Raw genomic sequence first — 25,247 nt, 5'->3', positions numbered from 1 at the left:
GTATCGGACGATTTCTCATGCAAAAAGCCACTTGATGACGATTGTGCTTGCTGATCCAAGTGTTCTTGGGCGCCTTTGATAGTAATCTTTCCCCCAGAGTGAATGGTAATATCCGCTTTTTTCTGATCTCCTAGTGCTTTCTCTCCTGACGTTTCCTCTGCCTTACCGGCTACGAGCATCGAGGCGACAACTTCCGTGTTGTTGCCTGAGGCAATGGCAATGCCTTTTTCTCCTGCTATACTTGAACCTACTACTTGGGTGGCTCCAAAAGTTTTATAATAGGATGAACTTCCCCCAAAAAAACCGCCATCTGTATAGCTAGATATCTCACGGTGTGAGCTATCCTCTGCATTATTGATCAGGACATCGTTGCTGGCTTTCAGCCCTACCTTGCCCTCAGCCGCAATGGAACTGCCTGTGATGCTAAGGTCATGCGGTTTGCCATCCTGCCCTGCAATGACAGTGGTGTCACCTCCCGATTTTATCGAAGAGCCAACGGCATGAGAGGCTTGCATGTCCACTTTCGTGTTTTTGGTGCGAAGATGATACTCCATCTCATCGTTTCTTACCCCTATTGTTACCTCCCCTTGGGCGCCAAGAGCAACATTACCCTTGGCATCTATATTGGAAGCAGCAATATGGATATCGCCACCCGATAGAACAGTGGTCTCTTTTCCAGAACTTAGATGAGAGCCATTGTGCACCGCGACATGAGATGTTTGATCCCCGCGATGGCTATTGGCACTGTTGCGTGTGGCATCAATCGAAACATTCCTCTCAGCTTGCAAGAGGAGTTTATCCGTTGCTTGAACATCAGAGCCTAAAATATTCAAATCTTTTCCAGAGACATAAGTGGGCTTGATGTACTTTGAAAAATATTTATTTAAAAAAAATGTGTGAATACACAACAACAAGTGTATTCCGTTTAGGGCGTTCTGTTTTGCATGAGGAGTATGATCCCATTAAAAATGAAGAGATTAAGAGGAATAAAATAGAGAGATAATAAAATAAAGGCCCCGTTAAACGAGGCCTTAGTATTTTTTGTGCTGATAATTTCATTTTTACGAAATTAGAATTTGTAAGCGACACCTACACGGAAGTCATTGGTTTTGTAGTTGAATTCACGTGTATCGTTGGCGAATTTCTTTTTACCAAAATCGGAGTAACGGTATTCTGCACGTAAAAGAACGTTGTCGGTCATTGCAAAGTCAACACCGCCGCCAATAGTGAAACCAACCATTGTCTTCGTGTCATCAGCCCAAGTACCACCAGTCAAATCTACATTTTGCTTAACTGATGGGTTTTCAACCACACCAGCTTTCTGTTCAACTTTAACTCTCTCTCCTTTTCCTGTAACTGATTGAATACCCTGTACCTGCGCATAGGCAATACCACCAGCGACATAAGGCATAATGCGGTCAACAGCAGCAAAACCGATACGAACGCGTGTAGCACCAGACCATTTTTCTTTGTAACTGTGCTTTTCCGTTACCTTGTCGCCTTTTTCAAACTGTTGCTGACCTTTTAATTCAACCTTAGCTTTTTCAAGGGCAGCATTAAAATCTGCTGCATTTTTTTCAGTAAGAGTCAATTCACGGGCTGTTTTTGATTCTTCACGGTCTGCCCAAACTGCATCGGTTTCAACACCGAGAATGAGACCATTTCCAAGGTCTACGTTAGATCCGGCATAAATACCACCCATGAAACCAGAAGGACTAGGTGTGTTATCTTTTTTGAAAAGTTCTTTATCTTCTCCTGGAATAGTTACTTTAGTTTTACTCGAAAAGTTACCAACTTGACCACCAAGATAAAAGCCTGTCCAAGAAAACGAAGGGGCTGCTGCGATAACTGCTGGGGCTGTTTCACGAGGGATGATAATATCAGCAGCTTGTGCTGCAGAAGCTGAAATTAAAGCGGCAATAGAAGTTGCTATTAAAGATTTTGTATTCATAATTTTGCTCCTAAATTAACTATCAAACGACCTTACAAGATTACAGATAGAAAAGCTGTAGTAAAAATATCACAATCACACAAATAAACCCTAGAAAACAGCGGTTTTGTAAAAGTCAAGATCTCTTGAAAATTTAACTTTTTATTAATACTTTTTTATTCATAATTGCACTTTTGATGAAATTAGAACTTGTAAGCGATACTTACACGAAAGTCATTGGTTGTGTAGCCTAGTTTAAGATAATCCTTTTTAAATTCCTTCTTACCAAAGTCTGAGTAACAGTATTCCGCACGAAGCAGAATATGATCTGTCATCGCGAAATCTATACCACCACCAAGGATAAAACCCTCCATCGTTTTTGTTTTATTAAATACTGTAGCAGAAACTCTTTACTTGGCTTACCCATTTGCCAACTTTTTTGTTCCTGAAACTTTACCAACACCTTGTATTTGCGCATAAGCAATACCATCGCAAGATAAGGCATAATACTGTCAGCGACAGAAAAACCAACACAAACCCGTGTTGCACCAGACCTTTTTTCTTTGAAACCAATGCGCTACACTGCTGTGTCACCCTTTTGAAACTTTTTATTTTCATCCAATGTAACACCAGCAATGCAACACCAGCATCTTCAAATTCATCATTAAAATCATTAAATTCATCAACCACAAGAATCTTTGAGACCGTCTTCGTCTCTCCTCGGTCTGCCCAGACTGCATCGGTTTCAACACCTAGAATGAGAACATTTCCAAGATCTACGTTGGAACCTAAATAAATACCACCGATGAAACCGGAAGGCATAGGTAGTGCATCTTTATCTGAAGTTTTTTCTTTTGTCTCAAAATCAAATACATAAACTTTGACTTGAAAAGTTGCCAACTTAACTACCAAGATAAAAACCTGTCTAAGAAAACGAAAGAGCTGTGATAACTGTTGGAGCTGTTTTACGAGGAATGACAATATCAGCAGCTTGTGCCGCAGAAGCTGTAGTCATAGCGATAACAAAAGTTGTTACTAAAGATTTTATATTCGTAAACTTTGCTCCTCATTTATTTACGAGCACAGTATTATACGACTACAAAAAAACGCTGTAGTAAAATGATACAATCATAGGAAACGAAAGCTGACGCAAGATAAAGTCATTTCATAACTTCACGTTTCATAAGAAATTGTAAGTTACAAGTATGTGTAAATTATTGATTTTATGGCATAATTGTTATCTGTCATTTATAAAAATCTTTTTAAGAAAATCTAAATAATATCTTTTACTCCCCTAATAAATATAGGGTATGTGATAATATAACAACAGAAAATAATAGAGGCCCTGTCAAAGACAGAGCCTCTTGGAAGTTTATTTCGTTTTTTACGAAATTAGAATTTATATGCAACGCCAACACGGAAATCATTGACTCTGTATTGAAGTTCAGCTGTGTCTTTAAAGTATTTCTTTTTACCGTAGTCTGAGTAACGGTATTCTGCACGCAACAGAACATTGTCTGTCATTGCGAAGTCAACACCAGCACCAAGGGTGAAACCAACAAGGGTCTTTGTTTCATCATATACGTTACCAGAAGCAACCAATTTACCAGAATCAGCAGAAGGATTAGCAGAAGTATCAACAGCTTTTTTCACTTCAATTGCGGAAATTCCTTGTATTTGCGTATAAGCAACACCACCAGCGATATAAGGCATGATACGATCAGCAGCAAAACCAATGCGAACGCGTGTAGCACCAGACCACTTTTCTTTCAGAGTAACACTTTCGGTGTATGCATCTCCAGATGCAACTTTTAGACCATCTTTCACTGGAATCTTAGCTTCTGTAAGGATTTTAGTAATATCTTCAGCAGTTTTATTGAATACTCCTCCAACCGTATGTTCACCGTAATTAACTGTGTCTTTTTTACCAACAAAAGAGACATCTGTATCCAAGCCAAAGACTACACCACTGCCGAGATCAATATTGTAACCTGTGTATAGACCACCGATCATACCAGAAAACTTAAAATCGTTTGAAAAGTTGTCAGATTTCATTGAACGACCACCAATCTGAGCACCAAGATAAAAACCTGTCCAAGAATAGGCAGGGGCTGCTGAGATGACTGCTGGGGCTGTTTCACGAGGGATGACAACATCAGCAGCTTGTGCTGCAGAAGCTGCTGCTATAGCGATAACAGAAGTTGTTACTAAAGATTTTATATTCATAAACTTTGCTCCTAATTTATTTATGAGCACAGTGCTACAAGATTATAGAAAGAAAAGCTGTAGTAAAAATGATACAGTCACAGAAAATGGAGGGCACATCCCAGACAAAATCGCTTCATAGCTTGATTTTGTACGAGAAACCTAAAGATATATATATAAATAACTTATTGGTTTTTAAATGTAATTCTTGTTTATTGTCTATGATTTTTTTTAAGAAAATCTGAATAATATCTTTTCACATCCACAATAAATTATGTATTGTGTGATAATATGGCAACAGAAAATAACAGAGGCTCTGTCAAAGACAGAGCCTCTGTTATTTAACTTATCATCTGTTAAAATTTGTAAGCAACACCAACACGGAAATCATTGGTTTTGTAAGAAGTCTCATATTTATCATTTGAGAATTTCTTTTTCCCAAAATCTGAGTAACGATATTCCGCACGTACAATAATATTATTGGTCATTGCTAAATCAACACCAGCACCAAGGGTGTAACCAACAAGGGTCTTTGTTTCATCAGACAGAGTACCAGAAGCGATTACTTTGTCTGAATCTTTATCTGTTATTGAAATCAACGCACTATCTTGAAGCTGTGTATAAGCGATACCACCAGCAACATAAGGCATAATGCGTTCAGCTGCAAAACCAATACGCACGCGCGTTGCACCAGCCCACTTTTCTTTAAAAGTGAAACTGTGGGTTCGTTTAGCACCAGGTTTAAGCGCATCTTTACCAATATTAATTGCAGCGTCTTTTAATACCTTGTTAATATAATTGATGTGTTCTGGGGCAATGACATATGTTTTTCCTGTCTTCGTGTCATCTTTATTAGACCACATGATATCTGTATCAACACCTAGAATAAGGCCATTACCAAGATCAACGTTGGAACCTGCATAAAGCCCCCCCATGAAACCAGATAGTTTAGGCAAAAGGTCATCAGGCGCTGGAATCTTGTTTCCATTACTGAGAATATCCATTTTCGTTTTACCCGAAAAACCACCAATCTGGCCCCCAACATAAAAACCTGTCCAAGAAAAAGTTGGAGCAACAATAACGGGAGCAACAGGTGTTGGTCTTGGGGGAACAATAACATCTGCTGCTTGTGCTGCTGAAGCTGAAACAAAAGCGAAAGCAGAAGCTGTTATTAACCATTTCATATTCATATTTTCTCTCCATAGCTGAATATTTATTTGAACACATCATTTCATATAGAGCCCCATCTTCAGATATCTGTAGCAAAAATGATACACTTATAAAAAAAAACAAAAAGCCAATCAAAGTACCCTTAATTGCTTGATCTGTAATAAATGAGAATTAAACTATGCCTATGCACAAATGATCTCTTTTCCTCACGTTTTCTCTCCTTTATCATTTTGAAAAAAAACTGCGCCACAGTACCCTCCGTGTAAAGCGTGTGCTATTGGAATGAAAATATAATATATTGATTTATAATGAAAAAATATCTTTTATATTAATTCGTCTGCAATATTGAAGATGTTCTTATCTTAAGCCTTTTTATATTAAAGCCCCCCAGCACCTCACAAACGAGCAAGTGTGTGAATAAATAAAACTATTTAAAAGCTAAAATGCTTCCTATTAATACTCTCAATATTGTAATAGTGAAGACTGTTACAATATTGAGAGCAGCTAAATGTAACTGTTCCATTTAAATTCATACAAACAACGTTTTTAGCTTCATCCTTCGTATAACCAAATGTGAATAGCTCTTTGATTATTTTTTCATCATTGTAAAGAATGCTTGTACCCGACAGAACAAGATCTTCACTACCCCATGAACTGCAACAAAATTACATGTAATTTCATCACGCTTGCTCTTTGTCTTTAATTTAGGAATTTATTCCTTTTTGACATATTTACGCTTCTGCTTAACTTTCTAGAAAATCTTTTCCAGAGCTTTAGCCCTATTTGTAGGCTATCATTTCATACTCTTTTTAGCTAAATTGAAAAAAATACCTAAAGACAGACAACCGGTATGATAAACATTAAAACTTATATAGAAATCTCCTTAAAGCTGAAAAAACGAGAAATCTTTCTTAAAGTTTTCACACCACACCTTGCTTTAAAAATCATGAATTTGGCAGAAAAAATATCTGATATTTTGAATCATAGACAAATGAATATTTTATAAATTCTGTAGTCGAAGCATACCATCAAAGATCAAAAGTTTAACATTTTTGTTGCTTCACTCGATTTTGATGAAGTATCCTCTCTGCAAACAGCTTAGTTTCTTGTCGAGAGGATTTTTCTTAACTCCTTACTTATGTGATTCACTTAACTAAAGGCTCTCTCTGGACAAGCCCTACTCTAAAAACACTTATCAAGGAGTTTTATATGCGCTGTATAGTTACGCTTAAAATGACAGTATTTACAGTATAACAGCGTAACCCAAAATCGGGAGGTTATATTTATCCAAACCCATGAATTTTGTAGAGCGATTGCCATTATACAGAGTATTCTTACACCGAAATCCACCTCCCCATATCTTTTCCAAATAGTACTCTTCACCCCCTCCGTACACAATTATAATACCCTTTGCGAACAACTGCTCCTCCACTTTTCAAATGATAAAAATATCTCCTCTCTTCAATTCCCGATCATACGTTAGACCTCTTGATGTTGTTTTCTTACTTTTTAATAACTCATTGGACTTCGACCAAATAAGTCTGGTCGTTTTCCTTTCCCTGATCCTTTTTTAGGCTTTTTAAATCTTTTTTTACCAGAATATGATACAGGTACTAACTTAGCTGCTGTTATGCATTGGTTGTTATGCGTGCAAGAAAGTTCCATTTGAACAACTTCAGAGAAGATCTTGCTCAACTGTTCACTAGAAAAAAGATCTCTAGGAGGAACAAGAGAAGGTATACCCTCTATTAACTTTTGAGAAGACAAGAAAGAAGCACCCTGAGCTACAGAGATTGAAGCAAAAGTAGCAAAAGCTGTAATAAAATATTTTATGTTCATAAATTTAACCTCATCAAATATTCATAATGGATTTTATCTAGTGCCTTCATTGCAAATTTCCAGAAAAAATAGCATGTTTATAGATAAAAAGTGAGAATCCTTAAAAATAAAGCTTTGGAGCATTTTAATTTTAAAATAAAAGAAAATTGCCCTGCTCTGCCAACATAGAAATTACTTATTGAGTAATAAATAAAGGCACGAAGTATCGTCTGAAAATAATAAACTATACGAACTTCATATAATATACTGATTTATAATGATAATATAGCGTTATCCATATTGACTGAGAATCCTAAATACCATAAGATTCTCTCATTCCAAATCTTTTTCATGTTGAATCAATCAAAACCATTTGTTTGCACGTTACAAGTTGAGAGAGCTGTGTGGATAAAAAACACTAAAAAAAGACTAAAAATGTCTCTTATGAACCGTCTCAAGTGCTAAGGACTTACACAACATTGGGAATTGGTACAGTTGTGTGGATGGTAGCGGCTTGTTACTCCATAAGCATAAAGATGGTAGTGTTCAATAGATTTTATATTGGTATTGGAAGCTTTATTGTTATATCTTTTATGAGCGCCACCGTAAAATGAACTTGGGTGTCGGTTTCTTTACAAAAAGCACATGAATTAGCAACACAAATATATTCCGTTTAGGGCGTTCTGTTTTACACGAAGAACGTAAATCCATTAAAAACATGAGGCAATGCGTAATCTCTATTATTTAACAGACATTGCTTTAAATACTTTTGAAAGTCGTAAAGCAGAATTAAAAATGATGGTAAAGATGAGATTTGGTTTTTACATTTACACATTCATATTCTCCCCCAATTAGGCTGTATACCGGTTTCAGAGATTTAAGTCTTCCAACCTACCGTATGTTTCCAGCCTCTCCTCAAAATTGCTTTGTTTCAAATAAAAGCTGTTACAAAAATAAAAAATATGGATTCGCAAAAGTATTTTTATTGCCTAAACTTCAAATGAAATAGCACTTAAGAATTTATTATAATTCTTATCAGAAAAGATGAGAGGATAAAACGCCCATAATGTACAAGCATTTTGTCCTCTCACATCAATAATTAACTCTATTTAAAAGCCAATTTTAAAGTTAGCTATGCGCAAAAATATCAACTTCCGCCCATCCTAAAAGATCAAGCCTAGCTCTCATAGGCAAAAATTGAAAGCATGCCTTGGCAACATTTTCTCGCTCTTCACGTCTTAAACGTTCTTCAAATATAACCTTTAAACGATGTAAATATAACACATCCGACGCAGCATATTCAATTTGTGCCTGTGATAACGTTTCTGCCGCCCAATCCGAAGATTGTTGCTGTTTAGAAATATTCACATTCAGCAATTCATTACAAATTTCTTTCAAGCCATGACGATCCGTATAAGTGCGCGTGAGTTTCGAAGCAATCTTTGTACAAAAAATAGCCTCTGGCATAACACCAAATGTATGCGCTAAAATAGCAAGATCAAAACGCCCAAAATGAAATATTTTGGTTATTGCGTTATCCTCAAGCAATTTTATCAAATTTGGTGCACTCTTTTGTTCTTTAGCAATCTGAATAACGTCAGCAGTACCATCTCCAGAAGAAAGCTGAACAACGCATAAACGATCACGATAGGGTTGTAATCCTAAAGTCTCGGTATCAATCGCAATGGCATCAGTTTTATAATTGTCTAAGTTTGGTAAATCACCTTGATGAACGCGAATCTCAGCCATTTACCCTCCTACTTGCTAAAGCAGCAAGAATACGCGCCCAAGACCGCTGCCCCTTATGAAACGATTTTAAATTATACTTTTCATTAGGAGAATGAATACGGTCATCAGCCAATCCAAAACCAACCAAAAGAGTTTCCATACCAAGAATTGACCGAAAATCTGCTACAATTGGGATCGAGCCCCCCATGGCTGTCAAGACAGCGGGCACTTCCCACTCTTGTGATAAGGCATCCTTCGCCTCCTTGATAAAAGATGAATCATCAGAAATCTGAAGTGCCGGAGAAGAACCGTGATTCTTAAATTCAACCTTACAATCAGCAGGAATTGAGCTACGTACATAATCACGCAACGCTTGGCGTATTTTCTCTGGATCTTGCTTATGCACCAAACGACACGATACTTTTGCACTCGCTTGAGAAGCAATAACTGTTTTCATCCCTTCCCCTTCATAGCCGCCACTAATACCATTAATTTCCATGGTAGGACGTGCCCATACAAGCTCTAAAATGCTCCGCCCTTTTTCACCAGCTGGAACGGAAAGTCCTATAGGACCAAGAAAATTTTCAGCAGTACAATTAAGTGCATTCCATGATTGTAAAATCTGTGGAGGTGTTTCTTCTACGCCATCATAAAAACCAGGAAGTGTTGCCCTATTATTTTCATCGTGAAGTCCTGCTAAGATTTTCGTTAAAATACGAATGGGATTAGCTGCTACTCCTCCAAAATAACCAGAATGCAAATCACGATTCGCTGCTGTGATAATAATCTCTTCTGCCATAATTCCCCGAAGAGAAAGAGCAATAGATGGTGTATCCGCATCCCACATTGACGTGTCACAAACCAATGCATAATCTGCCTTAAGTTCATCTGTATTTGCTTTTAAAAAAGGAATAAGGGAAGGAGAAGCACATTCTTCTTCTCCCTCAAATAAAACAGTAACTTTAATAGGAAGCTGCCCTGTTTCTTTCTTAAATGCACGACATGCTTCAATAAAAGTCATCAACTGACCTTTGTCATCTGAAGCTCCACGAGCACAAATAACTTTCTCTCCATCTCTCTCTTTTAAAGAAGGTGTAAATGGATCATCCTCCCATAAACTCAATGGATCAACAGGTTGAACATCATAATGTCCGTAAAACAGCACATGCAAACAATCATCTGAAGGTCCAGGATGATGCCCAACAACCATTGGATGCCCCGGCGTATCACGGCGTGAAGCCTCAAAACCGATGCTTTTTAAATCCTCCACTAACCAATCAGCTGCTTTACGACATGCATCCTTGTAAGCCGAGTCTGTAGAAATCGATTGAAAACGTAAAAGAGAAAAAAGGCGTTCAAGGCTCTTCTCTATATTTCCATCAAGATGTGTTAGTACTTTATTCAGCATAAAAAAACCTTTCAAGCCTTGTGTAATTATATTATAGATGCGATGACTTTAAGCCTCTTGTAAGATTTTGCAAGACACCTTATTCATTTTTGACATTGTGAGCAGTAAAAACTTGAACGTCCAGCCTGTAAAATGCGCATAATAGGCGCTCCACATTCCAAACATTGCTTGCCTTCTCGTCCATAAACTGAAAAAGCATGCTGAAAATAACCAAGCGAACCATCTATATGCATATAATCACGTAAAGAAGAGCCACCAGACAAAATGGCTTCAGAAATCACATTGCGTATATTTTGTGCTAAAGAATCTGCAAATTCACGTGCACGTGCCGTTTTTGATGCTAATGTAAATGCACCACGTTGTGGAGACAAACGACTCCGCCAAAGTGCTTCACAAACATAAATATTCCCAAGACCTGCAACAATAGACTGATCAAGTAAAACACCCTTGAGAGACATTTTTTTATTAACAAAAGCCTTTTGTAAATAACGACCAGAAAACGAATTACTTATAGGTTCAAGACCTAGCTTATTTAAAAGTGGATGTTCATAAAGCTTATCCGTATCGACTAAAAGCATAAACCCAAAGCGACGCACATCATTATAAATAAGACGATAAACGTCACCATTCTTTGTCTGAATATCCATGACAAAATGATCATGTTTAACTAATTTACTTGACGCTGAACAAGCTTTTCTTAAAAAATCATTCTCTATACGCCATGAACCAGACATTCCTAAATGGCTTAAAATCGTTTCATCCTGAGAAAGATGAAATAATAAATATTTCGCACGCCGACCAAGTTCTATAATTGTTCTGCCAATAAGGCGCTCAGAAAAAGCCTCAGGAAAAGGAAAGCGCAAATCTCTACGATTAAGTTTGACAGATACTATCTTTGCATCAGTTACAACGGACTCAAGTCCACGACGAACTGTCTCTACTTCAGGAAGCTCAGGCATTACTCTTCTTTAATAATTATACACTTTCCAATCGTATCACTGATAAATTGACTTCTTCCCCCCTCAAAAAACGAAGACTTCCTCTACATCTACTAAACAAATTCTTGATGAGTCGATTTTACTTGGATTCCTACTCATGTGAATCATTTAACTAAAGGCTTTATGGACAAACCCTGCCTTGAATATATACCACACACTCTAAAATACTTAACGTATCAATAAAGCTTACATCCCACCCCACCTCAAATGACCGCGTTTTATGGTAACAAAATTAAGCCCATTCACCCTTACGAAATACAGGAACTCTTACACCATCTTGGGTAATGCCATCTATGTCAATTTCACCAGAACCAATCATCCAGTCAATATGAATGACACTTTTATTCCCACCACGTGCTGCAATCTCTTCTGACGTCAATGATGCCCCATCTAAAAAGCATTTGGAATAACACTGCCCTAAAGCAATATGACATGCAGCATTTTCATCAAATAAGGTATTATAAAAAAGGAGGCCACTCTTAGAAATTGGTGAAGAATGGGGCACAAGGGCAACTTCGCCCAACCGGCTTGCACCCTCATCACTTTGCAAAACCTGCTGTAAAACTTCTTGGCCTGTTGATGCACGAGCCTCAACAATACGCCCGGCTTCAAAACGTACTTCAATATTATCAATCAGAGTTCCTTGATAGGAAAGGGGCTTTGTTGAGCGAACGAAACCTTCAACCTTATGAGCATGAGGAGTCGTGAAAACTTCTTCTGTCGGAATATTCGGATTGCAAATAACACCATTTTGAGCAACGGATGCACCACCATGCCATTCATGATCATCTGCCAAACCAACAGTTAAATCAGTCCCCGGCCCTGTAAAGTGTAAGGCAGAAAAACGCTGCTCATTAAGCCAAGATGACCATTTCTTCAAATGTGCATTATGAACAGTCCACGCCTGCACCGGATCTTCTCCTGTAACACGTGAAGCAGAAAAAATTGCATCGGCTAATTTTTTAATCGCCTCATTAAGTGGTAAAGAAGGAAACATTGCCTCAGCCCATCCTGCTGTTGGATAAGCAACAATCGACCAATTCATAGCAAAATTTGATATTTGCTTGAGTGCCGGCTGGTAAGCTATTGAAGTGGCTTTATTTAAACGTGAAACCTTATCAAAATCCTGATTGGAAAGGAGCAAAGGATTATCACCAACAATCGCTAAACGCGCTGCCCCATTTTCAAAAGCCTTTGCCATTCCCTCATAAAGCCAAGAAGGGGCACAATCAAAACTAGCTGTATGGGCATTTTCAAACCGTGTAAGCGATAACATATCATCACTAAAAATTGGTGTAATGACACCAGCACCAACCTTATAAGCATGATATGCAATACGCCGAACAAAAGGTAACGCTGAAACTGGAGCAGTTAAAACAAGATCCTGCCCCTCTTGTAAATTCAACCCCACTTTCACTGTAATTTCTGCAAGACGATTAAGCATTTCAGGCAAAATTGTCTCATGAATATCAAAGTACATTACCAATACCCTTCTTTAAATAGAATGCGTTCTTTATGTCGTCATATTATAAATTGTTTTTCAGATCCTTTGAGTTCGCTTTCTCTACGTATATTTATGCGTATCATTATCGCTAAAATTCACTTAATTCATAAACCGCAATGGGTATATAATCCTTCTTTGGTCATGAAAAACTTACTAGTTCCTGTGTCGTTTTTCTAACATTGCAACAATTGCATTTAACTGATCAGATGAAGGTAAAGCCATAATCGTTTTATTTTCCTCTTTCCTAGCTAGATGTTGAGGTGCATAGGCAGGGATAGGAACTTTATCAAGCTGTACCATAGCAAAAGGCGCAGGATGTGCCATCTTGGACTGTGCTACTTCTGTCGAAGGAGATGTACTTTTCTCTGCCTTTACGCCCCTACTCTCTAAGCCTTCATCTATAAAGCTTGGCGCATGACCAGAACGTTCTTGAGCAAAAGCATAAGCAACATCATAAGGGCGATTATTTGTAGGAACTTGAAGTTCTCCATCACGTGATCGTTTTTCATAAAAAGCATTTCCCCCTGCAACCTGAACATAATGCATGTTTTTATACGGAAAAGACAAACCAGCGGTATGAAAAAACTTAGCGTGTTTAACTTTCTTATCTCGTTCACCTCGTAAAACGGCATCAGCCGCCTCTCTTACACGAGCAACAGATGCTTTCTCCGTCATAGGACGCGTTAAAACACCAGGAGCAAACTGCCTATATTGACCAACAACACCACAAATCGTCTTAGGATAGGCGGTTGAATTAACACGATTCATAACAACCGTTCCAACGGCAATCATTCCTTCACGGCTTGTGCGATTTGATTCAAAATACATCGCTCGCATAAGACATTGACGCTCTGTCAATGGATATGTAACCATTTTTGTCTTATTATTATTTATTTTTCCAGCATCTAAATGACTTGAAGCACATCCCACAACAACTAACGGCGCTACACAACAGGTAACAAAAACATTCCAACGATTTTTTTTCATCTTATGCAACACATTCCTATAATCTCTGAGATATTCAAGTCTTGAAATGAGCTTTAAATGTATCTCTCAATAAAGTACATAGCTAATTGTTACCACTCAGTAAAATTTTAATACAAGAGGTAATCAAAAAGTATCTATGCAAAATAAAAAATAAAAAACTCTTAATTTACAGATCGATATTGTTATTCTTCATGGTTCAATATAGGCTATAATAACCCACACATTTCAATTACAATAAAGTAACACTATCCACTTCTTCTACATACGAAAAAATAATACAGATATCCCCTTTAATATAAAATTTTAACAAAATGATCTGAAAGGAAATTCCCCTAGAAAACTCCCCTCCTGCCACAATACGAGTGATGATATCATCTAATATACAAATATGTCAAACCAAGAGTTAACAATCTGCCATGCTTCTCTGAAAAAACTCTTTGTTGCTTCTTTGTGCTTTTCCATAAGATGGTTATCTTATTCTTTCTATAGCTGCATTTTAAGAAAATACTCATATATCTACAAACTTATTTTATACATATAAGAAAAATTTTAATCTATTTTCTTCTCACCTACCCCAACTTTATAAGTAAGGTCATCACGAGGACGATCAGAGGACATATGGTAACCCGTTATGATATAATGCAGCATTTCAGCAATATTAGTAACATGATCACCAATTCGTTCAATATTCTTTAAACAAAACAGTAAGTGCGTACAAACCGTAATATTGCGCATATCTTCCATCATATACGTCAAAAGTTCACGAAAAAGAGAAGTATACAAAGCATCAATCTTCTCATCACGCTCACGCACCGCGTCAACACGCTCTAATAGGCGACTCGTATAAGCATTTAAGACTTCTTTTAATTGATTGAGTGCTAAAGCTGTAATTGTTTCAAGCCCATGATAAACAGAAGCAGATTGACGTATTTCTGAAAGTGCAACAGTCCTTTTAGCAATGTTTTTTGCCATATCCCCAATCCGTTCAAGATCAGAAGAAATACGAATGGCTCCAATAATTTCACGCAAATCGACAGCCATCGGTTGGCGTTTGCAAATAATAGCAACCGCTTTTTCATCAATGTCACGTTCTGCTTCATCTAAAAACACATCATCGGCAATCACTGTCGTTGCAAGTTGAAGATCACTACTCACAACCGATGCGACAGAACGTTCAATCATCCTTTCTGCATGGCTCCCCATTTCTGTAATCCTTACTCTTAAATATTTTAGTTCTGCATCATAAGAACGGACAGTATGTTTCATAGACATATCTTACACTCCTCAATTCACCTATCCAAAACGCCCCGTAATATAATCTTGTGTCCGTTGCTCTTTTGGTGAGGTAAAGATCATTTCAGTCGCACCAACTTCTACCAAATGCCCTAAATGAAACATAGCCGTATATTGAGAAACACGTGCGGCCTGTTGCATGGAATGCGTTACGATAACAATTGTATAATTTTGCCGTAACGCATCGATAAGCTCTTCAATCCGTGCTGTTGCAATGGGATCAAGAGCTGAACAGGGCTCATCCATCAAAATAACTTCAGGACTAACCGCAATAGCACGTGCAATACACAAACGCTGTTGTTGTCCCCCTGATAAACTTGTTCCAAGATCATGAAGGCGGTCTTTTACTTCTTCAAACAAACCTGCCTGCCTCAAACTCTTTTCAACGACATCATGCAATTCAGAGCGTGTTTTAACTAAACCATGAATGCGTGGACCATACGCAACATTCTCAAATATAGATTTTGGAAAAGGGCTGGGCTTTTGAAAAACCATTCCAACACGAGCGCGCAATTCTACAACATCAATCCGTGTGTCATAAATATTCTCCCCATCTAAGGTAATAAGACCAGTTGTTTTAGCGCCTTCAATTGTATCATTCATACGGTTAAAACAACGCAAAAAAGTTGACTTTCCGCATCCTGATGGACCAATCAAAGCAGTTACTTGATGTTCAGGAATATCAAGTGTAATACCGTGGAGTGCTTCTTTATCTCCGTAAGAAACCTTCACATCCTGACCGCGCATTTTAATCTTCATTACAAAAATTCACCTTACAAAAATCTTATCAAAGCTGTTGTTTTATTAAAATTACTGGCGGCGTTCAAATCGTCGACGTAAAAAAACCGCAGAAATATTCATGATCGCAAGAAAAATCATCAATACAATAATAGCACCTGATGTCTTTTCAACAAAAGCACGCTCTGCTTCACCCGCCCACATAAAAATTTGAACAGGCAAAGCCGTTGCTGGATCCATGGGGGTCGTAGGAATATTAACAACAAAAGCAACCATTCCAATCAAAAGCAAAGGAGCTGTTTCACCCAAAGCCTGAGCGACTCCAATAATTGTGCCTGTTAAAATGCCAGGCGCAGCTAAAGGAACAACATGATGAAAAATCATTTGTGTTTTTGATGCTCCCAACCCCAAAGCTGCAGAACGAATAGAGAGAGGAACAGCACGCAGAGCAGAACGTGTTGCAATAATGATCGTGGGAAGAGTCATGAGCGCTAAAACAAGACCACCAACAAAAGAGGCTGAACGTGGTAATCCTAAAAAATTAACAAAAAAAGAGAGTCCTAAAAGACCAAACACAATTGAAGGAACAGCTGCAAGATTATTGATATTAACCTCTATAAAATCTGTAAATTTATTTTTGCGTGCATATTCTTCTAAATAAAGAGCCGTTGCTATGCCTATCGGAAGAGAAACTAATAAAACGATGCCTATCATATAAAGAGAACCAATGATCGCAACACCTAATCCCGCAGTCTCAGGACGACTTGAAGCGCCAAATGTAAAAAAACCAATATTAAATGTTTTATAAAGCGTACCATCATGCGCTAAACGCTTTATCCATTCTATTTGTCGATTAGAAACTTTACGGTTTTTTTCTGCTACACGCAGATCAATCTGTCCCTTATAAGCAGAATCAATATCCGCAGATGCCAAAACTTTAACTTTTTGCATTGTGCCAATCAGTTTTGGATTTTTTGTCACCATTTCACGCAGTTGAACACGGACACCATTTGAAAACATACGGTTAACGTCCAAAAGAGAGGCTCGATCATTTTGATTGATATTAAGTTTCTTCGCTAAAGCATTGCGTACAAGAAGTGGATAATTCGCCGTCATGAGCACTTGTGGTTTTGTTTTACGTTGACCACTTGGATCAATGATCTTTTCATCCAAATAAATCGATAATGTCATTTCACTTTGAAAAAAAGCTGTATAACCCTGACTAATGATAGACCATAAAAGCGTAAATAAAAAAAATAAACCAATAAAAATGGCAATCAAACCATAGGCACGAAAACGACGTTCAGCCCAATACCGACGCTTGAGACTAATATTGCGACGAGGAAAAAAATCTTCATTCATTCATATTGTTCCCGATATTTACGCACAATATAAAGAGCTAGAATATTCATCAAAAGTGTCATAACAAAGAGCGTCATCCCTAAGGCAAAAGCCACCAGAGTTTGTGGAGAATTAAACTCAAAATCACCGGTCAATTGATTAACAATCTTAACAGTCATCGTAGTCATTGCTTCGAAAGGATTGAGTGTTAAATTTGCTGCAACACCTGCCGCCAAAACCACAATCATTGTTTCTCCAATTGCACGCGATGCCGTCAACAAAATAGCCCCCATAATCCCTGGAAGCGCTGCTGGTATAACAACTTTTTTAATTGTTTCAGATTGCGTTGCGCCTAAACCATAAGAACCTTCACGTAAAATGCGTGGAACAGCCGTAATAACATCATCCGATAAAGAGGAAACAAAAGGTATCAACATAATTCCCATCACAACTCCAGCAGTCAAAACACTTTGTGCCATAATAAAACTAACCCCGTCTGAGAGAGAAGCAGAGAGATCTCGTAAAAATGGTCCCACAACCTTCAAAGCAAAAAAGCCATAAACAATCGTTGGAATGCCAGCAAGAACTTCTAACAATGGCTTCACAATTGCTCGCAATCGCGCAGAAGCATACTCCGCCATATAAAGAGCTGAAAATAGTCCTATAGGTACAGCAAAAAGCATGGCAACAAATGCAATATAAAGCGTACCAGCAAGAAGCGGTATTAGACCAAATTGTCCTACTTCATCGCTGGAACCGCTCGCGGAAAAACGCGGATCCCAAACTGTTCCTAAAAAGAAATTTGAAAAGGATACAGACTGAAAAAAGCTTACTGTCTGAAAAAGCATAGAAAGCGCAATGGCTATTGTTGTCAAGACTGCAACAATAGATGCACAAATCAATCCAATAATAATAAAAGATTCAACCTTATTACGGGCACGTTGATGAGGCGCAATTTGCATCATTCCACAGATAAAACCAAAGGACGCAATAGCAAAAAGAAAAACATAACCTATAAACTTAAGCTTTTCAGAAGAGAATACCCACGACTGTGCTATTTTGAACACATCATCCGATGCTTCATCGGATAAAATCAATCCCTTCGCGAGTAATTGTGCCTGCACTTCCTTATAGGAAGCGGTAGAAAGATTCCCCTCAAAGCGATGAATCTTTTTGACGAGACTTCGAAGTGTCTCCCAAAGTAGATCGTGATTTACAGGCTCTGTTACATGCGCACTATACGCCCCCAGCTCTCGAGAGGCATTATATTCTAAATAAATTGTACTCCCAGCATCCCAAACAATTAAAAAAATAAAAGCTGGAATAACAGTAATCAAAAATGTCCACCAGCCATAATAATACGCACGAGAATGCATTTTATGTTGTCTGTATTCAAGAATGCGTGCTCGCATATAAGAAATACAAAAGCCACAAAATCCAAAAATCAATAATAGCAAAACAATGAAGGAAATGCGCATTTTATCTTTCAGTTTTTATAAAAAAATAGCACCCAAATTTCCTATCTCAGAAATCCAACAAATTTTCCCTGCAAATTATTTCAATGTCATTACTCGACCAGCAGAAAAATCAGAACGCTGTGCTTGACGTTCCTTTTCAGGAGAAACAATCAAACCATATTCAGCCAAAGGACCCTCTGGACCAATCATTTGATCAGAAAGAAAAAAATCAACATACTCTCGCAAACCTGAAATAATACCTAAATGTGCTTTCTTAATATAGAAAAAAAGCGGACGAGAAACCGGATATTGTCCACTAGAAATCGTCTCAACTGTTGGCGCAAAACCGTTAATATCGGCAACCTTTAGTTTATCAGCATTATTTTGATAAAAAGACAAACCAAAAATACCAACCCCTGTTTTATTAGAAGTTAGACGCGCAAATGTTTCAGAATAATCACCATCAATATCAACCGCTTTTCCATCCTTACGTACCGCAATACAAGCAGTGTGTATCTCCTTATCATCCATTCCTAAAGACTTCATCACCTCAACTGCCCCACTCTCTTTACACCCCTTAGTAAGTAATTTTTCCTCAAAAACTTCACGTGTCCCATGCTTCTCCCCAGGAATATACGCTGCTATCGTCCAATCAGGAAGAGCACTATTAACTGCACTCCATTTCAAAACATTATTCGGTTGCAACTTTCCGTCTATAATAATTCGAGCAGCAAGGGCTTTATAAACATCTACTGGCTGTAATTTCCAATCAGGTCCCTTAATATCAGTTGCAAAAACAATGCCATCATACCCAATACGTATTTCCTCAACATCTTTTACACCAGCATCAAAACAAGACTGTAATTCACTCGGTTTCATTGCTCGCGAAGCATTAACAATATCAACAGTGTTCTCCCCAATACCACGGCAGAATTCCTTAATACCAGCTCCTGTTCCTCCCGATTCGATAACAGGAACCTTAAAATGGGGATAAATTTCTCCAAATGTTTCAGCAACAATCTTTTGATAAGGTAAAACTGTAGATGAACCAGTAATCTGTATTTGATCGCGCGCATTGCCTCCATTTGCTGACAGCAGTAGCGCAAAAATCAATCCCACTCCAATTGATAATACTTTGTTCATCTATAAACTCCCTAAAAATCGAAAACAAAGCCTCTTAACTTATATTATACGGTCATTCTAGTTCACATTTACAACATAACAAATATAAAAAACAACATGGATCATTTTTTTAAAACCATGTTTTTGTCCTCTGTCAAATAAATTCATTTGAACGCTTGAACTCAATAACATCCCAAAACAAATGAGCAACATCTGTACCGCAGAAGCGTTTAATTTCACGAATTCCCGTAGGAGACGTCACATTAATTTCTGTTATATAATCTCCAATCACATCAATCCCCACAAAAAGAAGACCGCGTTCCTTTAAGGCTGGACCAATGCGTTCACAAATTTCATAATCACGTTTTGTTAACTCCACATTTTCCGCGCGACCTCCAACATGCATATTAGAGCGCACATCTGTTTCTGTCGGAATTCGATTAATAGCTCCAACAGGTGTACCATCAAGCAAAATAATCCTTTTATCTCCTTTTCGTACTGCCTCTAAATAGCGCTGAACAATAAAAGGTTCGTGATAAATTTCTGCAAACATTTCTAACAATGATGCTAAATTGCGATCATCTTGTTTTAAATAAAAAATACCAGCACCCCCATTTCCATAAAGTGGTTTAACAATAATATCGCCAAATGTCTCTCTAAAAGCTGTTATTTCTTCAATATCTTTGGTAATTAATGTTTCTGGCATCAGATCAGAAAATTCAGTAACAAAAATTTTTTCTGGACTGTTGCGTACCCATGCCGGATCATTCACAACGAGTGTTTTAGGATGAATACGCTCTAACAAATGAGTTGTTGTGATATAATTGAGATTAAAAGGTGGATCTTGGCGTAAAAGAACCACATCCATATCTGTTAATTCCGTACGAGCAGGCTTTTCTAATCGATAGTGGCTTCCCTCTTTATCATGTACAATCAATGGCTCTAGTCGTGCAATCACACAACCATCGTATAGAGATAAACGATCTGGTGTATAATGGAAGAGAGAGTGTCCACGTTCTTGGGCTGCTAAAGCGAGTGCAAATGTCGTATCTCCTTGAATCCGAACTGTTGAAATATGATCCATCTGAATGGCAATTTTCATAAATAAATCCTCTCTATCCTAAAAGCAGACTGGTCTATGCATCATAAACTTAGTAAACAATAAAAGAACTATGACAAGAGAAAATTTATGACACAAGAAACAGATATAGAATTAAACAACAAAGAAATCGAACGCTATGCACGCCACATCATTTTGCCTGAAATTGGTGGTACAGGGCAACAAAAGCTAAAAAAAGCACGCGTTCTTGTTGTAGGCGCTGGTGGTCTTGGTGCTCCTGTCTTAACCTATTTGGCTGCCGCAGGTGTTGGAACTCTTGGAATTGTCGATAACGACATCGTTTCACTTTCCAATTTACAACGCCAAGTTATTCATAAAACAAATGCAATCAACAAAAGCAAAACAGACAGTGCTGAAACCACTATAAAAGCAATAAATCCCCATGTTGTAGTTGAAAAACACACCCTACGCTTAGATAAAAGTAATGTGGATAAACTGCTCAATGCTTACCACATCATTGTTGATGGAAGTGATAATTTTACCACTCGCTATCTTCTCGCTGATCACGCTGCCCAATGTAAAAAACCTTTAATAAGTGGTGCTGTAGAACGTTTTAATGGCTCATTAACCGTCCTTATGCCGTATAAAGACAATAATCCTCACTATCGCGATTTATTTCCCACCCCTCCTGCTCCCGATACTATTCCAACATGCGCTGAAGCTGGAATCATCGGTGTTTTACCTGGCGTTATTGGAACCCTACAAGCAATGGAAGTTATTAAAATGATCACAAACATCGGAGAGCCATTAGTAGGAAAGATTCTTCTCTATAATGGATTATTAGCGCAATTTAATATTATTACTTATAAACGCTCAAATTATAAAGAAAATACCATAGTTATTAAGAAGCTTGGAGAATCATGATTATGTCCTCTCTTCCACTAATTTTTAGCACTCTCGCAATATGTATTGAAATACTAATTAATTTTATCGCAAGTCATCGAAACATTGTAACCAATGAAACCTATTAAATTTATCACAAATATGGAAAACCTTTTGTGAAAAAATAATTCTCTATAATGGATTATCAGCATAATTTCATGTCATCGTCTATAAATGGACAGAGACTCGTGGGAACATAGCTGCTATCAATATTCTTGTGTAAAAAATTTTCGACGTAGATAAAAATACAATCAGCAGAACTCTATTCAACTATTTTAATATTCACACATAAAAATTGTTTCACATGAAAGTGCTTACTTCAAACCATAACCTATAAATAAATAATCTAAGTCACATTTTAGTGATCGATACTATAAAAGGTTAATGATCTGTCAGTACATCTCTAACCTCAAGAGAAAACGTCTATTCATCGAGCATCATAAAATGCAGCTTAGGATTATTGCACGTATAAGAACAATCAATTGTCTCTGTTCATAAGAAAAATACATGGGAATTGATGTAAAAGTACATGGGGATTTGTGTATAGAAGGATTGAGATAAACCTCATGGAGAGCTTTAATTATATAATTATTGCATTTAGAAGCAGAAAGCTGCGGCTCATAAATTGATAATCCTTCAGCAATAATTTCACAGACAAGTATATGTAGAAAAAGTGAAGCACACAAATCTTGAAAACCAATCCACAGACGACAGCGTAAAGAGTGCATTTTTATAAAAGATCTCTTTAAAATAAGCGAGTAAATATGCAATGTTAAATATGTTCTGTTTTGCGTGAGGGGCGTCCCCCCCTAACAAAACATCAATAAGAGCTCTTTTTATAAAACTGTGAAACTAAAATTACAAAAAAATCAGACTTCTTTCTAAAATTAACATCTATGGTATAAGTTAATTTGGCTCGTTCGCTTTATTATTATCCATTGGTAAAGGAACAGGATGATCGGATAAACTGCGTAAATAAAGCAAGAGATCGGCACGATCTTGGTCATTTTTAATTCCACGAAAAGACATAATGGTCCCAGGAAAAGCTTCACGTGGAGAATGTAAATAACGATCTAACGTTACAAAATCCCATTTTTGATCAGAATGAGCACGTAATGCCCGTGAATAAGCAAAACCTGCTGCTGATGCCAAAGGGCGGTTAACAATCTCCCAGAGAACTGGACCAACACGCCCTGCTTCATTGCGTCCAGATGTGTGGCATATGGCACATTGGCGAAAAACTTTACGGCCATTTTCAAAATTGCCTTGTTGAAGGCGGCTATTTAGTGATAGGGAAACATCAGGTGCTTTTTGTTTTTCTTGAAATATATCATTCTTGGCAACTGTATGATGATATTGGACTGATGTAGGATGATCGTAAACTATATTGCTGAGTGTGAAAATCCCCACAATAGCGACCAGCACACATAAACAAGCACAAATAAAATAAATAAATCTCGAGCGATTCATAAAAACTCAAATGTTCACGATTTTATTACCATTTTTAGTTTAAGCTTTTTCTTTATAACACACAACATCTTCTTTATAACACACAACATCATAAATGCATCACAGATGACATTGGGAATCTTACAATGGCTCTTGAAACAATTATTCTTATTCCTGCCCGTATGGGCTCAACCCGTCTTCCTCAAAAAGCTCTCGCTGAAATTGGCGGAAAACCGATGATTGTTCATGTCGCAGAACAAGCCAAAAAAGCTGGAATAGGACGTACAATCGTTGCAACAGATCATAATGATATCGCTAAAGCTGTTGCAGATTATGGGCATGAATATATCATAACACGAGGTGATCATAAGTCTGGATCTGATCGTATTTATGAAGCTTTAGTGCGCATTGATCCTGAACAACGCTACAACGCCATTTTAAATATACAAGGTGACTTACCAACAATCATGCCTCGTGAAATCATTCGTGCGCTACGCCCTTTAGAAAATAGCTTTACTGATATTGCAACCTTGGGTGCCAAAATCATTGAAGAAAATGAAACAAGAGATCCCAATGTTGTCAAAATCATTGGTACACCGCTTTCTCAAAATCGCCTTCGTGCTCTTTATTTTACGCGCGCCAAAGCACCTTATGGAGAGGGTCCTCTTTATCACCATATTGGAATATACGCCTATAGGCGCGAAGCACTTGAGAAATTTGTATCATTCAAACCCTCACCACTTGAGAAACGTGAAAAACTTGAACAATTACGTGCATTAGAAAACAATATGCGTATTGATGTGGAAATAGTCGATACAATTCCCTTAGGTGTAGACACACAACATGATCTCGATAGAGTTTGTGAGATTTTAGCATGAAAATACTTAAAAAAACCAATAAAATTTCTTTCCAAGGAGAATACGGCGCTAATTCCCATATTGCTTGCTCCAATATGTTCCCCAATATGGATGCTGTTCCCTCTGCTACTTTCGAAGACGCCCTTAATTTAGTGGAAAGCGGGAAAGCTGATCTTGCTATGATCCCTATTGAAAATACCCTTGCGGGACGCGTTGCAGACATTCATCATCTTTTACCACAGTCATCTCTTTATATTATTGATGAATATTTTTTACCTATCCATTTTCAACTCATGGTTTTGCCCGGCGTTACACATGACGAAATTAAAACCGTCCACAGCCATACGCATGCCCTTGCACAATGCCGAAAAATCATACGAAACAACGGTTGGAAACCTGTTGTTTCTGCTGACACCGCTGGAGCTGCAAAATTTATTAAAAAAAATGCTAAACGTTCACAGGCTGCCTTAGCACCTTTAATCGCAGCAGAACTCTATGGACTTGATATTATTGAAAGAGATGTTGAAGATAACCCTCATAATATTACCCGTTTTGTCATCCTTTCACGCTCCAAACGACATGTCCCCAAACCTCAAAATGGCGAAAAAATCATCACCAGTCTTCTTTTTCGAGTGCGCAATGTCCCCGCTGCTCTCTATAAAGCTATGGGAGGATTTGCAACGAATGGTATCAATATGACAAAATTAGAAAGCTATCAAATTGGTGGAAATTTCAATGCAACACAGTTCTTTGTTGATATTGAAGGACATCCTGAAGACCCGATGATGAAACTTGCCTTAGAAGAATTATCTTTCTTTTCTGCAGAACTGCGTATTATCGGTACTTATCCAGCACAAAACGATCGAACATCGTATATATAAAAGCAATTAAGCTGCTATCATTTTTTGTTGATATCAAAAAGCATCGTAAAAATTTCATAATGCAACGCATCTTGAAAGGGCTCATTTTTTCTACTCAACACCCTTCATAAACACTGAAGAAGAAAAAACAGCTCGTAATAGAATATATAAATTATTTTCATAATATTTTCTCACAAATTATATCATGATAAACCGCAATTCAACTCGTATAAAAACCAGTGTAAAAAAACACAGTAACCAAAAATAAAAACGCTTGTACCATCTATTTCCCTTTATATATTCAAAGAGAGCCTCTTGAGAAAAGTCATTTCCTCTGACAATATTCCAATAAAGATAACGAACTTCTAAATTAGCTCTCA

Annotated in this window: 19 protein-coding genes and 3 pseudogenes; 4 read left to right on the top strand and 18 right to left on the bottom strand. The window is 37.5% G+C overall.

What is annotated here, in order from left to right:
* The 6 genes and pseudogenes from ACFIQE_RS01695 to ACFIQE_RS01670 form a co-directional block, all read right to left on the bottom strand.
* Nucleotides 1–854: pseudogene (locus tag ACFIQE_RS01695) on the bottom strand (hemagglutinin repeat-containing protein); the annotation flags it as partial.
* 215 nt (nucleotides 855–1,069) lie between these two features.
* On the bottom strand, nucleotides 1,070–1,951 hold the full coding sequence (locus ACFIQE_RS01690; protein WP_375621217.1) for an outer membrane protein: 882 nt from the start codon (nucleotides 1,949–1,951) through the stop codon (nucleotides 1,070–1,072).
* Between the two features lie 182 nt (nucleotides 1,952–2,133).
* A pseudogene (locus ACFIQE_RS01685) lies at nucleotides 2,134–2,945 on the bottom strand (porin).
* 377 nt (nucleotides 2,946–3,322) lie between these two features.
* Nucleotides 3,323–4,156, bottom strand: a complete 834-nt coding sequence (locus tag ACFIQE_RS01680) for an outer membrane protein (protein WP_375621216.1) — start codon at nucleotides 4,154–4,156, stop codon at nucleotides 3,323–3,325.
* A 335-nt stretch (nucleotides 4,157–4,491) separates the two neighbouring features.
* The gene (locus tag ACFIQE_RS01675; RefSeq protein ID WP_375621215.1) at nucleotides 4,492–5,325 is read right to left on the bottom strand and encodes an outer membrane protein; all 834 of its coding nucleotides are present in this window, start codon (nucleotides 5,323–5,325) and stop codon (nucleotides 4,492–4,494) included.
* Nucleotides 5,326–6,814: 1,489 nt separating this feature from the next.
* Entirely contained in the window at nucleotides 6,815–7,144 is a 330-nt protein-coding gene (locus ACFIQE_RS01670) for a hypothetical protein (RefSeq protein ID WP_375646269.1), read from the bottom strand.
* Between the two features lie 414 nt (nucleotides 7,145–7,558).
* Here ACFIQE_RS01670 and ACFIQE_RS01665 point away from each other — a divergent pair.
* Nucleotides 7,559–8,001 (top strand): annotated as a pseudogene (locus ACFIQE_RS01665) (integrase); the annotation flags it as partial.
* 250 nt (nucleotides 8,002–8,251) lie between these two features.
* Here ACFIQE_RS01665 and ACFIQE_RS01660 read toward each other — a convergent pair.
* The 11 genes from ACFIQE_RS01660 to gshB all read right to left on the bottom strand — a co-directional run bounded on the left by ACFIQE_RS01660 (nucleotide 8,252) and on the right by gshB (nucleotide 20,801).
* A complete protein-coding gene (locus ACFIQE_RS01660) occupies nucleotides 8,252–8,872 on the bottom strand; it encodes a ribonuclease D (RefSeq protein WP_375632307.1) in 621 nt (206 codons plus the stop codon).
* Nucleotides 8,865–10,259 carry a M20/M25/M40 family metallo-hydrolase gene (locus tag ACFIQE_RS01655; RefSeq protein WP_375611787.1) on the bottom strand — a complete coding sequence of 465 codons (1,395 nt, stop codon included), beginning with the start codon at nucleotides 10,257–10,259 and terminating at the stop codon, nucleotides 8,865–8,867. The genes ACFIQE_RS01660 and ACFIQE_RS01655 overlap by 8 nt, the downstream gene beginning before the upstream one ends.
* Nucleotides 10,260–10,342: 83 nt before the next feature.
* Complete coding sequence (mutM, locus tag ACFIQE_RS01650) at nucleotides 10,343–11,218, bottom strand: bifunctional DNA-formamidopyrimidine glycosylase/DNA-(apurinic or apyrimidinic site) lyase (protein WP_375613328.1); 876 nt, start codon at nucleotides 11,216–11,218, stop codon at nucleotides 10,343–10,345.
* 271 nt (nucleotides 11,219–11,489) lie between these two features.
* The gene (locus tag ACFIQE_RS01645; RefSeq protein ID WP_375707213.1) at nucleotides 11,490–12,737 is read right to left on the bottom strand and encodes an aminopeptidase; all 1,248 of its coding nucleotides are present in this window, start codon (nucleotides 12,735–12,737) and stop codon (nucleotides 11,490–11,492) included.
* A 177-nt stretch (nucleotides 12,738–12,914) separates the two neighbouring features.
* On the bottom strand, nucleotides 12,915–13,748 hold the full coding sequence (locus ACFIQE_RS01640; protein WP_375621211.1) for a cell wall hydrolase: 834 nt from the start codon (nucleotides 13,746–13,748) through the stop codon (nucleotides 12,915–12,917).
* 549 nt (nucleotides 13,749–14,297) lie between these two features.
* A complete protein-coding gene (gene phoU, locus ACFIQE_RS01635) occupies nucleotides 14,298–15,020 on the bottom strand; it encodes a phosphate signaling complex protein PhoU (RefSeq protein WP_375611791.1) in 723 nt (240 codons plus the stop codon).
* 21 nt (nucleotides 15,021–15,041) lie between these two features.
* Nucleotides 15,042–15,800 (bottom strand): phosphate ABC transporter ATP-binding protein PstB, encoded by a 759-nt coding sequence (gene pstB / locus ACFIQE_RS01630; protein WP_375611792.1) that lies wholly within the window; start codon nucleotides 15,798–15,800, stop codon nucleotides 15,042–15,044.
* 51 nt (nucleotides 15,801–15,851) lie between these two features.
* Nucleotides 15,852–17,141: a phosphate ABC transporter permease PstA gene (gene pstA / locus ACFIQE_RS01625; RefSeq protein WP_375611793.1), complete on the bottom strand. Its 1,290-nt coding sequence runs from the start codon at nucleotides 17,139–17,141 to the stop codon at nucleotides 15,852–15,854.
* Nucleotides 17,138–18,598 carry a phosphate ABC transporter permease subunit PstC gene (pstC, locus tag ACFIQE_RS01620; protein ID WP_375611794.1) on the bottom strand — a complete coding sequence of 487 codons (1,461 nt, stop codon included), beginning with the start codon at nucleotides 18,596–18,598 and terminating at the stop codon, nucleotides 17,138–17,140. Before pstC ends, pstA begins: the two co-directional genes overlap by 4 nt.
* A 75-nt stretch (nucleotides 18,599–18,673) precedes the next feature.
* Nucleotides 18,674–19,720 (bottom strand): substrate-binding domain-containing protein, encoded by a 1,047-nt coding sequence (locus ACFIQE_RS01615; RefSeq protein WP_375613323.1) that lies wholly within the window; start codon nucleotides 19,718–19,720, stop codon nucleotides 18,674–18,676.
* Nucleotides 19,721–19,853: 133 nt separating this feature from the next.
* On the bottom strand, nucleotides 19,854–20,801 hold the full coding sequence (gene gshB / locus ACFIQE_RS01610) for a glutathione synthase (RefSeq protein WP_375621206.1): 948 nt from the start codon (nucleotides 20,799–20,801) through the stop codon (nucleotides 19,854–19,856).
* An 87-nt stretch (nucleotides 20,802–20,888) separates the two neighbouring features.
* On the opposite strand from gshB, the gene ACFIQE_RS01605 reads away from it, so the two are divergent.
* Nucleotides 20,889–21,683 (top strand): molybdopterin-synthase adenylyltransferase MoeB, encoded by a 795-nt coding sequence (locus ACFIQE_RS01605; protein WP_375621205.1) that lies wholly within the window; start codon nucleotides 20,889–20,891, stop codon nucleotides 21,681–21,683.
* Nucleotides 21,684–22,607: 924 nt separating this feature from the next.
* Here the strand turns inward: ACFIQE_RS01605 and ACFIQE_RS01600 are convergent.
* Nucleotides 22,608–23,171: a c-type cytochrome gene (locus ACFIQE_RS01600; RefSeq protein WP_375611798.1), complete on the bottom strand. Its 564-nt coding sequence runs from the start codon at nucleotides 23,169–23,171 to the stop codon at nucleotides 22,608–22,610.
* 125 nt (nucleotides 23,172–23,296) lie between these two features.
* On the opposite strand from ACFIQE_RS01600, the gene ACFIQE_RS01595 reads away from it, so the two are divergent.
* Both ACFIQE_RS01595 and ACFIQE_RS01590 read left to right on the top strand, forming a co-directional pair.
* Complete coding sequence (locus ACFIQE_RS01595) at nucleotides 23,297–24,028, top strand: 3-deoxy-manno-octulosonate cytidylyltransferase (protein WP_375611799.1); 732 nt, start codon at nucleotides 23,297–23,299, stop codon at nucleotides 24,026–24,028.
* The gene (locus ACFIQE_RS01590) at nucleotides 24,025–24,888 is read left to right on the top strand and encodes a prephenate dehydratase (protein WP_375611800.1); all 864 of its coding nucleotides are present in this window, start codon (nucleotides 24,025–24,027) and stop codon (nucleotides 24,886–24,888) included. Before ACFIQE_RS01595 ends, ACFIQE_RS01590 begins: the two co-directional genes overlap by 4 nt.
* Nucleotides 24,889–25,247: the final 359 nt, after the last annotated feature.

Origin of the sequence: Bartonella sp. AA1HLJMS, assembly GCF_042197445.1 — a bacterium.
Taxonomy (GTDB): Bacteria; Pseudomonadota; Alphaproteobacteria; order Rhizobiales; family Rhizobiaceae; genus Bartonella.
Note: the sequence above shows the minus strand (reverse complement) of the source record. Positions and strands in the feature narration are given on the sequence as shown.

Coding starts and splice junctions, on each gene's coding strand:
- ACFIQE_RS01680 (WP_375621216.1), bottom strand. CDS start 4,156: ATGAATATAAAATCTTTAGTAACAACTTCTGTTATCGCTATAGCAGCA.
- ACFIQE_RS01670 (WP_375646269.1), bottom strand. CDS start 7,144: ATGAACATAAAATATTTTATTACAGCTTTTGCTACTTTTGCTTCAATC.
- ACFIQE_RS01590 (WP_375611800.1), top strand. CDS start 24,025: ATGAAAATACTTAAAAAAACCAATAAAATTTCTTTCCAAGGAGAATAC.
- phoU (WP_375611791.1), bottom strand. CDS start 15,020: ATGTCTATGAAACATACTGTCCGTTCTTATGATGCAGAACTAAAATAT.
- ACFIQE_RS01660 (WP_375632307.1), bottom strand. CDS start 8,872: ATGGCTGAGATTCGCGTTCATCAAGGTGATTTACCAAACTTAGACAAT.
- pstC (WP_375611794.1), bottom strand. CDS start 18,598: ATGCGCATTTCCTTCATTGTTTTGCTATTATTGATTTTTGGATTTTGT.
- ACFIQE_RS01640 (WP_375621211.1), bottom strand. CDS start 13,748: ATGAAAAAAAATCGTTGGAATGTTTTTGTTACCTGTTGTGTAGCGCCG.
- ACFIQE_RS01600 (WP_375611798.1), bottom strand. CDS start 23,171: ATGAATCGCTCGAGATTTATTTATTTTATTTGTGCTTGTTTATGTGTG.
- pstB (WP_375611792.1), bottom strand. CDS start 15,800: ATGAAGATTAAAATGCGCGGTCAGGATGTGAAGGTTTCTTACGGAGAT.
- gshB (WP_375621206.1), bottom strand. CDS start 20,801: ATGAAAATTGCCATTCAGATGGATCATATTTCAACAGTTCGGATTCAA.
- pstA (WP_375611793.1), bottom strand. CDS start 17,141: ATGAATGAAGATTTTTTTCCTCGTCGCAATATTAGTCTCAAGCGTCGG.
- ACFIQE_RS01615 (WP_375613323.1), bottom strand. CDS start 19,720: ATGAACAAAGTATTATCAATTGGAGTGGGATTGATTTTTGCGCTACTG.
- ACFIQE_RS01655 (WP_375611787.1), bottom strand. CDS start 10,259: ATGCTGAATAAAGTACTAACACATCTTGATGGAAATATAGAGAAGAGC.
- ACFIQE_RS01595 (WP_375611799.1), top strand. CDS start 23,297: ATGGCTCTTGAAACAATTATTCTTATTCCTGCCCGTATGGGCTCAACC.
- ACFIQE_RS01605 (WP_375621205.1), top strand. CDS start 20,889: ATGACACAAGAAACAGATATAGAATTAAACAACAAAGAAATCGAACGC.
- ACFIQE_RS01675 (WP_375621215.1), bottom strand. CDS start 5,325: ATGAATATGAAATGGTTAATAACAGCTTCTGCTTTCGCTTTTGTTTCA.
- mutM (WP_375613328.1), bottom strand. CDS start 11,218: ATGCCTGAGCTTCCTGAAGTAGAGACAGTTCGTCGTGGACTTGAGTCC.
- ACFIQE_RS01645 (WP_375707213.1), bottom strand. CDS start 12,737: ATGTACTTTGATATTCATGAGACAATTTTGCCTGAAATGCTTAATCGT.
- ACFIQE_RS01690 (WP_375621217.1), bottom strand. CDS start 1,951: ATGAATACAAAATCTTTAATAGCAACTTCTATTGCCGCTTTAATTTCA.